Here is a 12,533-nt window from a genome sequence, read left to right as displayed (position 1 = left end):
CGTCTCCGGAAAGCTCAGTGGCCACCGCCGGCTTCTGCCGGCGATGCGCCCGATTGAAGGGTGAGCGGCACGATCGGCTGGCCGAGCAGGCTGGCCTTGAGCGCCGCCTCGGCACGCCAGAAGTCGCGTTCGGCCTCAATCGCCTGCACCACGCTGGCCGATTGGGAGCGGGCAGCGGCAAGCAGCTCGAACACGCCAATCAGCATGCCGTTGTACTGAAGCACCGACTCTTCGGTGATGTTCTGACGGAGTGGGACCACCTCGTTCCGGTAGTGACGCGCGAGATCGTACGCACTGCGGTAACCCTCGTAGGCCACCCGGACCTGCGAACTGGCGTTGTTGGCAAGCTCGAGCGTGCGATTGAAGGCTGAGAGATAGCGCGCCTCACTGCCGGCGCGCACCGCATCGCCGAAGTCGAACAGGGGCAGCGGCAGCTCGATCTCGAAGCCACGTTGCGTCGATTCACCTGTTTCGCTGTTGCGTACGCCCGCCACATGCAGGCCGTTCACCACGCTGGTCACCCGCGTGAGACCCAGGCTCTTCGCCGTCCGGTCGAGATCGGTGCGGGCGATGCGCACGTCGAGACGGTTCTCCAGCAGCGCCGCGCCGGTGGTCGCTTCATCCATTGGCGCCTCGGGCAAGGCCGGCAACTGATCTGGCAGGCGCAGCGCCTGCGCCTGGCTCGGGGTCAGGCCCAGGCGCTGGATCAGCGCCTCACGCGCGGCGGTGGCGTTCTGGCGCGCACGGATCAGGTTGGCCGTCTCCTCGGCGGCAAGGGCCTGCTCGCGTGCACGCTGCAGGCGGCTGAAGTTGCCCGTGGCCTGCATGCGACGCGCGAGCTCGGCAGCGGTACCAGCGGCCGTGGCCACTTCCTCGCGGTAGCGGGCGACCTGTCGCGCCGCGACCGCATCGACCCAGGCCTGACGCACCTCGGTGACGGTGCTCAACAGCGCAATGGAGGACTGCAGCCGGGTCTGCTGCTGGCGAAATTCGGCCTGCTCCAGCCGCGCGGGCAGGAACAGCAAGTCGAACAGCGAAATGCCGAGCGAACGGCCAATGTCGAGTTCGCGCCCCTCGGCACCCGAACGAAACAGGCGCTCGAAGGTGAACACCGGATTGCCGATGCGGGCCGACCCGGTCGCATCCGCCGAGACCACGGCAGCCTCCGCCAGCAGGGACTGGAACGCCGGGCTGTAGCCGAGCGCGATGCGCACGGCGTCGTCGATCGCGAGCGGCTGGGCGAGCAGACGATCTACCTCGGCGCGCATCGCCTCGCGCTCGGCGTCCGAGCGCAGCCAGCGCACTTCGCTGCCAGCCTCGTCACGGGCAAAGCGTTCGACCTCAGCGAAGTTCTCATCAATCGCAACGCTGGCACACCCGGTTAGCACGGTGGCAGCCAGCAAGGATATGGGGAGGCTGGCTCTCATCGTTCGCCTCCTTCGGCAGACGGCGTAAGGTGACCCATGTGCCCGCCCAGGCGCCCGGCCTCGTCGTTGGCGTCCTTCCACGAGCGCAGGGGCTCGTCGACACGGTAGGAGCGATATTCGTTCAGGGGCGAGCGATAGACCGGAAGGACCTGGGGCTTGGATTGCTCACTCGGTGGCGCAGATTGGGTCGCGCCGAGCGCGGGGTGAGCGGGGCTCGATGGCGAGGAGGACTCGGCCTGTACGCCCGACACGAGCGTCACGGCGACGGCCAATCCTCCACCGAGGTGGATGAGTCGTCTCTGCATGGGGAATGTCTCTTTGTTGGTCTTGTGGTGAAGCGGACGCGGGGCGATCGACAACCGCCGCTCCGCGTCTCGATGCTCAGTTGGGCATTGCCGGCCTGGCGGCCGGATTCATCTTCATCATGTTCTGCATCATGCCCATGTGCTCTTGCATCAACTTCATGTGCTCCTGCATGAGCTTGGGATCCATCATCATGCCGCCCATAGGTCCAGCCCCGGGTCCAGGACCACTATCCTTCATCATCGGACCTGCCCTCATCTGCCCACCCATCATTGGGCAACCAGCGGGGGTGCCCTGCGATGCCGCGTCCAGGGCTTTGATCTGCTCTTCCATCAGAGCCATCCGCCGTTCCGGATCGGACTCGGCACGGATCGACTTCATCCGCGCCTGAAGCGCGGGGACACTCGCTGCGGGCGGCCAGGCTTGCGCCTGATCAGTCGTCTGAGCGACGACCGGACTGCCATGCAGGGCTGCGGCCAGAGCGACGACGGGCATGAGCCCGGCAAGTCGGAAATAACGCAGTTCCATGATCGTTCTCCCATCAGTTGCGGGGTTCCGTCGTGGTACGGAACGCTGTGCCACGCAGAGCATCTTGCGCCTGCCTGCCTGTCATTGGCCTGACCGGGAAATTACATTTCTGTAAACCCGGGCGCTATCCGGCACCCCGGGGCAAAATCGGTCACCGGCCGCACGAAGCGCGTAGGAGCGAAATAATGAAAATGCTGATCGTCGAAGATGAAGTGAAGACCGGCGACTATCTGCGCCAGGGGCTGACCGAGGCCGGGTTCGTCGTCGACCTCGCAAGAGATGGCCTCGATGGGCTTCACCTCGCGCTTGCTGGCGACTACGACCTCATCGTGCTGGATGTGATGCTGCCGTCGCTCGACGGCTGGGGCATCTTGCAGACGCTTCGGCGCGGCGGTCGTGAGACGCCCGTGCTGTTCCTGACTGCCCGTGACCAGGTTGAGGATCGGGTTCGTGGCCTCGAACTCGGCGCCGATGATTACCTGATCAAGCCCTTCGCGTTCTCGGAATTCCTCGCGCGAGTCCGCACCCTGCTGCGCAGGGGACGGGGTCATGAACCGGAGATCCTGCGCTCGGCAAACCTGGAACTCGATCTGCTTCGCCGCCGGGTGACGCGATGCGGGCAGCGCATCGATCTGACCGCCAAGGAGTTTGCCCTGCTGGAACTGCTGCTGCGCCGCAAAGGTGAAGTGTTGCCGCGCTCCCTGATCGCTTCGCAGGTGTGGGATATGAACTTCGACAGCGACACCAACGTGATCGAGGTCGCAGTGCGCAGGCTACGGGTGAAAGTCGACGACCCCTTCGAGCCCAAGCTGATCCGCACCGTGCGCGGCATGGGCTACGTGCTCGAAGCGATGGAGCCGAGCTAACGATGATCCGTATTCACTCGCTGACGGCGCGATTGGCAACGCTCTTTGCCGTCCTCGCTGCGAGCCTGCTTGTCCTGGTGGCGGTACTCTTTGGGCGCATGCTGGACGCGCATTTCCAGGAGCTAGACCTGCACGAATTGCAGGGCAAGGCCGCACTCATACGCAACGCGCTGCAGGATGACACTGCGACTGGGGGGCGATCGGAACGCATCCAGGCACTCGCTCGCTCTTTCGTTGGACACGAGAGTGTGGGTGTCCTGCTTCGCGACGTCGAGGGACGCGTCATCCACGTTATCCACCCCGAGCACTTCACCGCTGCCCAGCGGGCTGGAGAACGACTTTCGGGCGGGCTGACTGACTGGACGGTCGACGGGCATCCACATCGAGGGGTTGAGGTCAGCATCACGCTACCGCCCCTCGCATCGAGGGACCAGTCGATCGAGGCGCTGGTCGCACTCGATCTGTCGCATCACGTCCATTTCCTCGCGTCGGTGCGAAATGCGACGTGGGCGGGCGTCGTCGTCGCAGCATTGGCGGCGGCGCTCTTCGGCTGGTTTGCTGCGCACCGCGGCCTCGCCCCGCTGCGCCAGGTCACCGAAACCGCCCGCAAGCTGTCTGCACGGCAACTGGCCGAGCGTCTCGCCATCGATGATGCACCGCTGGAGGTACGCGACCACATCGAAGCCTTCAATGGCATGCTCGCCCGGCTCGAGGCTGCTTTCCAGCGCCTCGGTGACTATTCGGCGGACATCGCCCACGAACTGCGTACGCCGATCTCGAACCTGATGACGCAGACCCAGGTGGCGCTGTCGCGGCCACGCACGAATGACGAATATCAGGACATCCTGGCGTCGAACCTCGAGGAATACGAGCGCATCGCACGCATGGTCAGCGACATGTTGTTTCTCGCCAAGGCCGAGGAGAACACCCTCGCGCATGCCGGCGAACCTGTCGACCTTGCCCTCGAGGCGGATGCGCTGATCGATTTCTACGAAGCTTTGGCCGAAGAGGGCCAAGTCCGTATCGTGCGCCAAGGCCAGGCGAGCGTTCAGGGTGATCGCCTGATGCTGCGGCGCGCCTTGTCGAACCTGATTTCGAATGCGCTTCGTCACACACCGAAAGAGGGACAGATCACGATCAGGATCGACGCGGACGCAGCCGGCGTAGGTCTCGCCGTTTGCAATGTCGGCGACCCCATCCCCGCCGATCAGATCGAGCGGATCTTCGAACGCTTCCATCGTGGTAGCGCTCAGCGCGAGTCTCGCGGTGAAGGCGCCGGGCTCGGGCTTGCGATCACGCGTTCCATCGTCCAGGCCCACGGGGGGCAAATCACTGCGCACTCCGCTGAAGGTGTCACCTGCTTCGCGATCACCTTGCCTCGCCTCGAAGCCTCATCGCCTTCCTGATCCGGCAAAGTCGACTGGTGTTCAGGCTGTCTGACGGAAATGTAATTTTGAAGTCAGCTTCCTGTTGGGCTCGAAGTGCCAAACTCTGTCTCGACGCCATCAACCGGAAGATGAACATGAAGACGAAGACTTTGCTCGGCGGACTCCTGGCAAGCCTGATGATCATGGGAAGCGCAGCGTCTGCGCAGGGACCCATTCGTGTAGAGGTCTACAAGAGCGCTTACTGCGGGTGCTGCGGGAAATGGGTCGAGCACCTGAGAAAGAACGGGTTCGATGTCGTGACGAAGGACGTCGACAATGTCCCCGCAGCCCGCAAGGCACTGGGTATGCCGGAAAAATACGGCTCGTGTCACACGGCTAAGGTCGGGTCCTACTCCGTCGAGGGGCACGTCCCTGCGGACGACATCCGACGTCTTCTCTCGGGGTCCCCAAAGGCAATCGGACTGGCTACGCCCGGCATGCCACAGGGATCTCCGGGAATGGAGACCTCGACCCCGCAACCCTACGAGACGCTTCTGGTTGGGCTTGACGGAAGCGCGACGGTTTTTGCCCGACACTGACGGCAGCGCTGACGAACATCGGCTTTAAAAGCGCAGTGCCGGCCCACTTACGGACCACGCTGGTCTCAACTCGTCATATGGCTCGTTTCGGATCTCACCGTTCGCTCGAATGACGACTCTGCCACTACCATGTGTGGCAGCAAATGGCCGATAGTACGCTCTCAGCATCACCGCCGTAAGCAGCCGCCCGCCGGTACAGGGTGCTCGGCGGGAAGCCGCTCCGGGTTCAGATCTCAATCTGCTCGGAGATCTCCAAGGCGTCATCGACCTCGATGCCCAGGTATCGCACCGTCGACTCAAGTTTGGAGTGGCCGAGCAAGAGCTGAACGGCGCGCAGGTTTTTCGTGCGTTTGTAGATCAAGGTCGCCTTCGTCCTCCGCATGGAGTGCGTACCGTAGGCGGACGGATCGAGGCCGGCGGCCACCACCCAGTGCTCGACGATCCTCGCGTATTGCCGGGTAGAGACATGCGGAGAGTCGTGCAGGCGGCTCGGAAAGAGGAAGTCTTCCGCCCTCAAGGCCGCCTTTTCGATCCAGGCAGCCACGGCCGTGCGCGTGGGCTCGGTCAGTTCAAACTGCACAGGCCGCTGCGTCTTCCGCTGCACGACCATGGCACGTGAGAGAACCTGGTTTCCATGCGTCACGTCACGCACCCGCAGGCTGACGAGGTCACAGCCTCGGAGCTTGCTGTCAATTGCGAGGTTGAACATGGCGAGATCGCGCACCTTATGCGCGTTCTGCAGATGGATACGGATGGCCCAGATGTCCTTGGGTTTGAGCGGCGCCTTCTGGCCAACCAGCTTCCCCTTGTTCCAGGCTTCCCGATGCGGATGTTCTCGGGTTTCCATGACAGACTCCTTGGTGTTGATCGGAGTCTGATTCTTGAACCCGTGGCTTGCGGCGGCTATGGGGAAACATGCCCACAGATTTGCCGGGAGCAGTGCAACTGGACGGAGGACCTTCAGTTGATTGAACTCGAGTCTTCGACCGTTATACAAAGCGTCCCTGAGGAATGATCTATGCCAAAGGTGTTCCACTGCTTTACAGCTAAGATCCGCGTATGGGCCTCTACCATGATTATGCCGACCGGACCGCGAAGCTGATCGCTGAGGGCGTCTTGCGCCCCGGCGAGAAGCTGCTTTCCGTCCGCCAGGCCTGCAAGACCCATGGCATCAGCCCGATCACGGTCACTCAGGCCTACCACCTGCTCGAGAGCCGAGGCCTGATCGAGGCGCGGCCGAAGTCTGGCTACTTCGTGCGCGCGCGGCTTGGCAGCAAGCTGCCCGAGCCGGAGATGACCCATCCCGTGGGCGGGTCGACGGCACTCGAGGTCAGCGACTTCATCTTCCAGATTCTCGACAGCGTGCGCGATCCCGCCATCGTTCCGTTGGGGTCGAGCTTTCCCGATGCGCGGCTTTATCCGCTCGACAAGCTCGGCCGCTTCCTCGCTGCGGCGGCGCGTCATCTGGATCCGCTGGCCACGGTGACCGACCTGCCGCCGGGCAACGACGAACTGCGCCGGCAACTCGCGTTGCGTTACCTCGCCCATGGCGCCTCGGTATCGCCGCAGGAAATCGTCGTCACGTCAGGCGCATTGGAAGGGCTCAACCTCTGCCTGCAAGCATTGACCCGACCCGGCGATCTGATCGCTATCGAATCGCCCACCTTCTATGCGGGGCTGCAGGCCAGCGAGCGCCTAGGACTCAAGGTCATCGAGATCCCGAGCCACCCACGCGAAGGGGTCAGCCTGGATGCGCTGGCCGATGCGCTGTGCCATCATCCGATCAAGGCCTGCCTGTTCATGCTGAATTTCGCCAACCCGACCGGCAGTTGCGTCTCGGACGAGAACAAGCGTGCGCTGGTGGCGCTGCTGCACAGGCACCAGGTACCGCTGATCGAGGATGACGTCTATGCTGAGTTGTATTTTGGGCGAGAGGCGCCCTTGTGCAGCAAGGCGATGGACACCGATGGACTGGTGCTGCACGTGTCGTCGTTCTCGAAGTGCCTCGCCCCGGGGTACCGGGTGGGCTGGGTTGCGGCCGGGCGTTTCGCCAAGCAGGTGCAGCGGCAGAAATACTCGACCAGCCTGGCCACCGCCGTCCCGCTGCAGATCGCGCTGGCCGACTACCTGAAGCATGGTGGCTTCGACAATCACCTGCGTCAGTTGCGCAGGCAGCTTGCCGCCCAGGAAGTGCAACTCCTGGCCGGCATCGAAGGGCACTTTCCTGGCGGTATCCGCCTGGCCCGGCCGGATGGCGGATACTTCCTGTGGCTGGAACTGCCCGGTCAGGTCGATACGCTGCGCTTGCACGAAGAAGCACTCGCACACGGCATCAGCATCGCACCCGGCCCGATCTTTTCGGCGAAGCGGGAGTTTACAAACTACCTGCGGCTCAACTTCGGTCATCCCACGACGCCCTGCCAGGATCAGGCTCTGGCGACGCTCGGCAGGCTGATCAAGCGCCAGCTATAGAGTCGCAAAACGGGCGAAGCGGTCGCCGAAGAAGGTCGTCACCACGATCGCGATCGGCGCAAAGGCGATGAAGAAGCGCAGTACGTTGCGCAGGAAGGGATGCGCCAGTTCCGCCTCGATGAAGTGGCGTGCGACCAGGTGACCCTTGATCCAGATGATCGCGGCCACGATCAACTGCATGACCTCCTGCCCCCCGAGACCGTCGCCGAGTTGCGGGCTGACGAGGGTCAGCGCGACCAGGGCCAGCCAGGTCAGGACCAGGGGCCGGAGTGAAGTGACGGGTTTGCGCTCGATGGATTCCATGATCAGGCCAGGACGTAGAAGAAGGGGAAGATGACCAGCCAGATGATGTCGGTCGCGTGCCAGTAGCTCGCGAGCGCCTCCAGACCGCTGTGCTCGTCGGCCGTATAGATCCCGAATGAATGACGCGTCAGAACCCACAGGATGCCGAGGATGCCCCAAAATGCATGCACCATATGGGTGAAGGTCAGGTAGTAGTAGACGGTGAAGAAGATCCCCGACTCGCCGTCGATACCGTGCGCGAGGTTCCATTGGATCTCGAGGTATTTCGCCACCGGATAGCCCAGCGCCGCGACTAGGCCCGCGATCAGCCAGGCGATCGATTCACGTCCGCGCCCGGCACGCAGGCTCGTCACCGAGCAGGCGATGAAGAAACTGCTGCTCACCATCAGCAAGGTGATCGCCACGCCTGCGGTCTGAGAGAGCCGCTCCGCCCCGCTATGGAAGGCGTCGGGAAAGTGCGCGCGGGCGACGAAATACACGATGAACAGCACTAGAAACTCGACGAACTCGCAGCAGATCCCGACCCAGATTCCTTTGTTGCCGGGCACCCGACCGGTGGCTGGGGGGGCGTCGCCCAACGTGGTGGGCAAACTCATCGTATTGGCGATCACGGTGTTCCACTCCTGACTCGATACCGTGATTGTGGGCGCCTGCCGAGGCGTGGACAGGAACACTCGGGCGGATAGTCAGCAGGCACAGCAAGACGCCCAGTCCGAATCTGTACCTGTTCAAAATCAACCGATCTGAATCTGCACCTGTTTCGCCCAGGGTGATGTACTCCCAGCCATCCTCAGAGCCGGAGCACATTCATGAACCCAGCCGTCAGCAAGGTGCGCGAAGCTAAGCTGGAGTTTTATCGCAAGAAGGGAAAGATCCACGCCAAAGCGGTGCAGGGCCGTTTCAACAGCCTGCGCTGGGCCATGGTGTGGCTCACCCAGATCGTGTTTTACGGCGCCTGCTGGTTGCCGTGGACGACGGAAGCCGGCGCGCGGCAGGCGATCCTGTTCGACATCGTCGACGAGAAGCTCTACCTTTTCGATCTGGTGCTGTGGCCGCAGGATGCGCTGCTGCTCGCCATCGTCCTGATCCTTGCCGCGACCGCGCTGTTCTTCACCACCGCCATCGCAGGGCGCCTGTTCTGCGGCTTTGCCTGTCCGCAGACGGTCTATACGTCCATCTTCGTGTGGATCGAAGGCAAGATCGAGGGCGATCACCTCGCGCGCCTGCGCCTCGACCAGCGCCCCATGTCGGCGCGCAAGCTGCTGATCAAGTCGGTCAAGCACGGCATTTGGGCGCTGGTGGCTGCGTGGACCGCGATCACCTTCGTCGGCTACTTCACACCGATGCGGGAACTGCTGCCGGCAATCGCCAGTTTCCAGACCGGGCCGTGGGAAACCTTCTGGCTGATCTTCTACGCGACCTTCACCTACCTGCAGGCCGGGCTGGCGCGCGAGGCCGTATGCCAACACATGTGTCCGTACTCGCGCTTCCAGGGCGTGATGATCGATCCGGAGACGGCAAACGTCAGCTACGACGCCAAGCGCGGGGAGCCCCGCGGCGCTTTGCGCCAGGCCGGTGCCGTCAACAAGGGCGACTGCATCGACTGTGGCATCTGCGTGCAGGTGTGTCCGACCGGCATCGACATCCGCGACGGCCTGCAATACCAGTGCATCAACTGCGGTCTGTGTATCGACGGTTGCGACGAAGTCATGGACAAAATCGGCGCACCGCGCGGCCTGATCCGCTTCACGAGCGAGCGCGAGCTTGCCGGCCAGCCCAAGGTCGCCGGGGCCTGGTCCCGGCCACGGACCCTGGTCTATGTCGGCCTGCTGCTCGTGTTCACGGCGCTGGGTACGTGGACGCTGACCGAGCGTGTGCTGCTGCGGGTGGAGGTGCACCGGGATCGCGGCACCCTAATGCAGGAGACCATCGACGGCAGGATCGAGAACAGCTACACACTCAAGCTCATCAACATGGAAGAGGCGACTCGTCGGTTCCGCATCGGCGTGAGCGGCCTGCCGGGGCTGCGGATCGAGGGGGCCACCGAGTTCGTGGTCGAGCCGGGGCGCGTCCACAGCGTCACGCTCACCCTGTCATCCCCAGTCGGAGGCATGCCCACCGGCGTACAGCCGATCGCGTTCGAGACGGTCGCGCTGCACGATCCCGGTCTTGCCGTGCGCGAAAAGAGCACCTTCATCCTGCCCACTCACTGAACAGTCAAACAACATGTAGCGCCACAAGGAGATCGATCACCGCCAGGTCGATGACCGGGTCCGCCAGTTCCGCCACGAGATGCAGCGTCACTCCCACAGCGGGTTCGGCCAAGAGGACTTCCGACCCCTTCGACAGCAGAACCCGGAAGTGTTAAAGCGCATGACACCTCCGCTTCACTGCCCGTAGAGGAGGCCGACCGGCGCACCGGGAAGCGGGCGGGCGTTTGCCAGCGGCGTAAAGTCGCTGGCAAACGGCGGGTTCGCTCAGGAATGAGCCACCTGACTGTCGCATTAGCGACCGCCGGGTCTGGGTCGATAGCTCCAGCACGCAGAGTGTGGAAGCTGTCGTTCGCGGTCGCGTCACGGACGAATGGCAGGTGACCGGCGCTTTGCGGCCTGACTTCCTCCAGCAGGCCACCGACTGCAAAGGCCGATCACCAGCCACTCACCGATGTCGCACACAGCCGAAGGCTCCCCGCTCGGCGATCCGTGCGCAAATCGGTGGTCAGAGACCTACAAATCCACGCAAACGAAAACGCCCGGACGAGATGCCCGGGCGTTTTCAACTTTATTGCCACGTTTTCGACTTTAATGGCAAGGAACAACGGCCGGACGCGGCCTTCCGCTCACTCCACGGTGACCGACTTGGCCAGATTGCGGGGCTTATCCACATCGGTCCCCTTCACCAGCGCCGCGTGGTACGACAGCAGCTGCAGCGGAATCACGTGCAGGACCGGCGACAGCATGCCGTAGTGCTCGGGCATGTGCAGGATGTGCACACCTTCCGACTCGGGGATCTCGCTGCCAGCATCGGCGAACACGTACAGTTCGCCGCCGCGGGCGCGGACTTCCTGAAGGTTGGACTTGAGCTTTTCCAGCAGTTGGTCGTGCGGCGACACGGCGATGACCGGCATGTCCTTGTCCACGAGTGCCAGCGGACCGTGCTTGAGCTCGCCGGCCGCGTAGGCTTCGGCGTGGATGTAGGAGATTTCCTTGAGCTTCAGCGCACCTTCCATCGCGATCGGCCAGTGGCTGCCGCGGCCGAGGAAGAGCGCGTGCTCCTTGCCGGCGAAGCGCTGCGCCCACTTCTCGATCTCGGGCTCGAGCTCGAGCACCTTCTGCACCGCAACCGGCAGGTGACGCAGCGCGGCGAGGTGGCGTTCCTCGTCGGCGGCCGGCAGGCGGCCGTTGATCTTGGCCAGCGCCAGCGTGAGCAGCGCGAAGGCGGCGAGCTGGGTGGTGAAGGCCTTGGTCGAGGCGACGCCGATCTCGGGGCCGGCGCGGGTGATGAAGCGCAGCGCGGTCTCGCGCACGATGGCGGACTCGGGCACGTTGCAGATGGCCAGCGTGCGCGCCATGCCGAGCGATTTCGCGTGCTTGAGCGCGGCCAGGGTGTCGGCGGTCTCGCCCGACTGCGAGATGACCACGACCAGGGTGTCGGGGTCGGGCACCGATTCGCGGTAGCGGTATTCGCTGGCGATCTCGACCGTGACCGGCAGCTTGGCGATGGCCTCGATCCAGTAACGCGCGACCAGGCCGGCGTGGTAGCTGGTGCCGCAGGCCAGCACGAGCACGCGGCGCACACCCTCGAACACTTCGCCCGCACGGGCGCCGAAGTGTTGCGGGCTGATGCCGCCGCCGCCGGCGATGAGTTCCAGCGTATTGGCCAGCGCCTGCGGCTGCTCGAAGATTTCCTTCTGCATGTAGTGGCGGAACTTGCCCAGTTCGACCGCATCGGCCGACAGGCTGGACAGGTGCACCTCGCGCTCGACCGGCGTGCCGTCGGCCAGCACGATGCGGTAGCTGTCGCGGCGCAGCTCGGCGAGATCGCCATCTTCCAGATACACCACCTTGCGCGTCACCTGCAGCAGCGCCGCGGTGTCGGACGCGGCGTACACGCCGTCCTCGCCCACGCCCAGCAGCAAGGGGGAGCCGCGGCGCGCAACGATGGCGCGGAAGGGATCGGCCTCGGCGAGCACGCCGATGGCGTAGGCGCCGACCAGCTCGTTGGTGGCCAGGCGGACCGCCTCGAACAGGTCGGGCGTGCCCTGCAGCTTGCTGTGGATGAGATGGGCGATGGCCTCGGTGTCGGTCTCGGAGGTGAACACGTAACCGCGCGCCTGCAGGCTGGTCTTGATCGCCTCGAAGTTCTCGATGATGCCGTTATGCACCACCGCCAGTCCGTCCGAGATGTGCGGGTGGGCGTTGCGCTCCGACGGCACGCCATGCGTGGCCCAGCGCGTGTGCGCGATGCCGATGCTGGCCGACAGCTGGCGCGCATCGGCCAGCGCGGCGAGTTCGGCGACACGGCCGGCGGAGCGCAGGCGGGTCAGCTCGCCCGACAGCACGGCCAGGCCGGCCGAGTCATAGCCGCGGTACTCGAGCTTGCGCAGCCCTTCGAGCAGCATGGGGACGACGTTGTTCGTTGCGATTGCAGTGACGATGCCACACATGG

Annotated in this window: 12 protein-coding genes; 5 read left to right on the top strand and 7 right to left on the bottom strand. The window is 64.1% G+C overall.

Annotation, left to right across the window (positions count from 1 at the left end; genetic code table 11):
* Positions 1–14 precede the first annotated feature (14 nt).
* The 3 genes from AC731_RS17700 to AC731_RS17690 form a co-directional block, all read right to left on the bottom strand.
* Positions 15–1,427: a TolC family protein gene (locus AC731_RS17700; RefSeq protein WP_048708146.1), complete on the bottom strand. Its 1,413-nt coding sequence runs from the start codon at positions 1,425–1,427 to the stop codon at positions 15–17.
* Positions 1,424–1,732, bottom strand: coding sequence for a hypothetical protein (locus tag AC731_RS17695; RefSeq protein WP_048708143.1), 309 nt, complete (start codon positions 1,730–1,732; stop codon positions 1,424–1,426). The genes AC731_RS17700 and AC731_RS17695 overlap by 4 nt, the downstream gene beginning before the upstream one ends.
* A gap of 76 nt (positions 1,733–1,808) precedes the next feature.
* Positions 1,809–2,258, bottom strand: coding sequence for a hypothetical protein (locus tag AC731_RS17690; RefSeq protein ID WP_048708141.1), 450 nt, complete (start codon positions 2,256–2,258; stop codon positions 1,809–1,811).
* Positions 2,259–2,443: 185 nt separating this feature from the next.
* Between AC731_RS17690 and AC731_RS17685 the strand changes: the two genes are divergently transcribed.
* From AC731_RS17685 to AC731_RS17675, 3 genes are all read left to right on the top strand, one after another.
* Positions 2,444–3,124 (top strand): heavy metal response regulator transcription factor, encoded by a 681-nt coding sequence (locus tag AC731_RS17685; protein WP_048708138.1) that lies wholly within the window; start codon positions 2,444–2,446, stop codon positions 3,122–3,124.
* Between the two features lie 2 nt (positions 3,125–3,126).
* The gene (locus tag AC731_RS17680; RefSeq protein ID WP_048708136.1) at positions 3,127–4,530 is read left to right on the top strand and encodes a heavy metal sensor histidine kinase; all 1,404 of its coding nucleotides are present in this window, start codon (positions 3,127–3,129) and stop codon (positions 4,528–4,530) included.
* A gap of 116 nt (positions 4,531–4,646) precedes the next feature.
* Positions 4,647–5,090 carry a DUF411 domain-containing protein gene (locus AC731_RS17675; RefSeq protein WP_048708133.1) on the top strand — a complete coding sequence of 148 codons (444 nt, stop codon included), beginning with the start codon at positions 4,647–4,649 and terminating at the stop codon, positions 5,088–5,090.
* 226 nt (positions 5,091–5,316) lie between these two features.
* Here the strand turns inward: AC731_RS17675 and AC731_RS17670 are convergent, their stop codons facing one another.
* Positions 5,317–5,937: a tyrosine-type recombinase/integrase gene (locus AC731_RS17670; RefSeq protein WP_048708131.1), complete on the bottom strand. Its 621-nt coding sequence runs from the start codon at positions 5,935–5,937 to the stop codon at positions 5,317–5,319.
* Positions 5,938–6,149: 212 nt separating this feature from the next.
* On the opposite strand from AC731_RS17670, the gene AC731_RS17665 reads away from it, so the two are divergent.
* Positions 6,150–7,562, top strand: a complete 1,413-nt coding sequence (locus tag AC731_RS17665; protein ID WP_048708129.1) for an aminotransferase-like domain-containing protein — start codon at positions 6,150–6,152, stop codon at positions 7,560–7,562.
* On the opposite strand, the gene AC731_RS17660 is transcribed toward AC731_RS17665, so the two are convergent.
* Together AC731_RS17660 and AC731_RS17655 are read right to left on the bottom strand one after the other, a co-directional pair.
* The gene (locus AC731_RS17660; RefSeq protein WP_048708124.1) at positions 7,557–7,865 is read right to left on the bottom strand and encodes a hypothetical protein; all 309 of its coding nucleotides are present in this window, start codon (positions 7,863–7,865) and stop codon (positions 7,557–7,559) included. The genes AC731_RS17665 and AC731_RS17660 overlap by 6 nt on opposite strands.
* A gap of 2 nt (positions 7,866–7,867) precedes the next feature.
* Positions 7,868–8,461: a cytochrome c oxidase subunit 3 family protein gene (locus tag AC731_RS17655; RefSeq protein ID WP_048710328.1), complete on the bottom strand. Its 594-nt coding sequence runs from the start codon at positions 8,459–8,461 to the stop codon at positions 7,868–7,870.
* 213 nt (positions 8,462–8,674) lie between these two features.
* Between AC731_RS17655 and ccoG the strand changes: the two genes are divergently transcribed.
* Complete coding sequence (gene ccoG / locus AC731_RS17650; protein WP_048708121.1) at positions 8,675–10,078, top strand: cytochrome c oxidase accessory protein CcoG; 1,404 nt, start codon at positions 8,675–8,677, stop codon at positions 10,076–10,078.
* Positions 10,079–10,704: 626 nt separating this feature from the next.
* Here the strand turns inward: ccoG and glmS are convergent.
* Positions 10,705–12,531: a glutamine--fructose-6-phosphate transaminase (isomerizing) gene (gene glmS / locus AC731_RS17645; RefSeq protein WP_048708118.1), complete on the bottom strand. Its 1,827-nt coding sequence runs from the start codon at positions 12,529–12,531 to the stop codon at positions 10,705–10,707.
* Between the last annotated feature and the right edge of the window lie 2 nt (positions 12,532–12,533).

Source organism: Thauera humireducens, from assembly GCF_001051995.2.
GTDB classification, from domain to species: Bacteria; Pseudomonadota; Gammaproteobacteria; order Burkholderiales; family Rhodocyclaceae; genus Thauera; species Thauera humireducens.
This window is presented reverse-complemented; position numbering and strand designations above follow the sequence as displayed.